This window comes from Rhizobium phaseoli (genome assembly GCF_003985125.1).
GTDB classification, from domain to species: domain Bacteria; phylum Pseudomonadota; class Alphaproteobacteria; order Rhizobiales; family Rhizobiaceae; genus Rhizobium; species Rhizobium phaseoli.
Window position 1 is genome coordinate 1 of the sequence record NZ_ML133632.1, and the last position, 1696, is coordinate 1696.

General features: G+C 54.3%; 2 tRNA genes and 2 rRNA genes. All 4 read right to left on the reverse strand.

Annotation, left to right across the window (positions count from 1 at the left end):
- Positions 1-519: ribosomal RNA gene (locus EFD56_RS32425) — 23S ribosomal RNA — on the reverse strand; the annotation flags it as partial.
- A gap of 574 nt (positions 520-1093) precedes the next feature.
- Positions 1094-1169, reverse strand: a tRNA-Ala gene (locus tag EFD56_RS32430).
- A gap of 115 nt (positions 1170-1284) precedes the next feature.
- Positions 1285-1361, reverse strand: a tRNA-Ile gene (locus tag EFD56_RS32435).
- A gap of 233 nt (positions 1362-1594) precedes the next feature.
- Positions 1595-1696: ribosomal RNA gene (locus tag EFD56_RS32440) — 16S ribosomal RNA — on the reverse strand; the annotation flags it as partial.

Sequence of the window (1696 nt, forward strand, 5' to 3'; positions counted from 1 at the left end):
TTCACCTTTCCCTCACGGTACTTGTTCGCTATCGGTCATGCACGAGTACTTAGGCTTGGAGAGTGGTCTCCCCATGTTCAGACAGGATTTCTCGTGTCCCGCCCTACTCTAGGACAATCATGATATCTACGCGTACGGGGCTGTCACCCACTGCGGCCGCACTTTCCAGAGCGTTCCACTTTAATCACAATTGCCACTGGCCTGGTCCGCGTTCGCTCGCCACTACTTGCGGAGTCTCGGTTGATGTCCTTTCCTGCAGGTACTTAGATGTTTCAGTTCCCTGCGTTCGCTTCTTACACCCTATGTATTCAGGTGCAGATACCTTATCACAATGCTTGGAAAGATAAGACGATCAACAGATCGTCTTAAATTTTCCAAGCATTTAAGGTGGGTTGCCCCATTCGGAGATCCATGGATCAAAGCTCATTCGCAGCTCCCCACGGCTTTTCGCAGCGTATCACGTCCTTCATCGCCTGTGCATGCCAAGGCATCCACCAAATGCCCTTACGACACTTAATCGTTCTCATTGCCAATGCTCATCATCTCGCCACCGCCCCAAAGGAACGGCAACAGACCGGGTTACCTTTTACAACCCAGTCAATCCAACAATGCCATCGACGTGTTCGACCTGAGCACTTTATTGGAGCTACGCCGAGCAGCTCGCTTGTGTCAGGTCTTAAGACCAGCTTCTCGAGATTGGATCCGATACCGCGCGGTCAGGCAACGGTAATCCGATCGTTCATCCGACAATGCCCAAAGGCACCGAACAATAAACGATCCAGAGCGACAAGCTCCCTTCCTACCTCCAGTCCTTCCCCTATCTCCGGCCGGCTAGGCCATCCATAGGATCAGCAGAACTGGGCTCGGACGCCATGGGCCAAAACCCACAACACCTGGAAGCCTCCAGATCAATCTTCTCTTCACAATGTATGCAGAACAGGCATCAGGCAAAAAGCCGATGCAAACTTTTATTTTCTTCTAAGAAGACAACTTTGCCGCCGAGCACCCAACAGGTGCAGCGCACCACGCCGATCGTTCGGCGGCCCGTCCGGAGCGCAGCGCTCGAAGAGCGCGACAGCGTCAGGACAAACGATGGTGGAGCTGAGCGGGATCGAACCGCTGACCCCCTGCTTGCAAAGCAGGTGCTCTCCCAGCTGAGCTACAGCCCCATCAGCTCGATCGCCTGGCCGGGATAACCAAAGGTCACCCTGAGACACTCCAGGTTCGGCAACTTTCCGCATCAGCCACATTCCATCATTCCCAACCCTCATCCGCAAATGCGAATGGTGGGCCCGGGAAGACTTGAACTTCCGACCCCACGCTTATCAAGCGTGTGCTCTAACCAACTGAGCTACGGGCCCATTCGGGGAACCGGCCCAGCCTAAACTGGTCGACGCGGTTTTTTGTCTTCTTGAAGAAAGAGAAACGTGGACGGCGCAGCCCGCCATACCGTCATGACCGAAGTCTGCGGCGTATTACGTTGCGATGGTCACCTGACTGGCGCCATCTATGTTCTAAAAAGCACGGGAAGGTTCATCTCTAGGTAAGTCAAAGACTTGCCGAAAGCGTCTTACCAGTTCCACAGCTTCCTTAGAAAGGAGGTGATCCAGCCGCAGGTTCCCCTACGGCTACCTTGTTACGACTTCACCCCAGTCGCTGACCCTACCGTGGTTAGCTGCCTCCTTGCGGTTAGCGC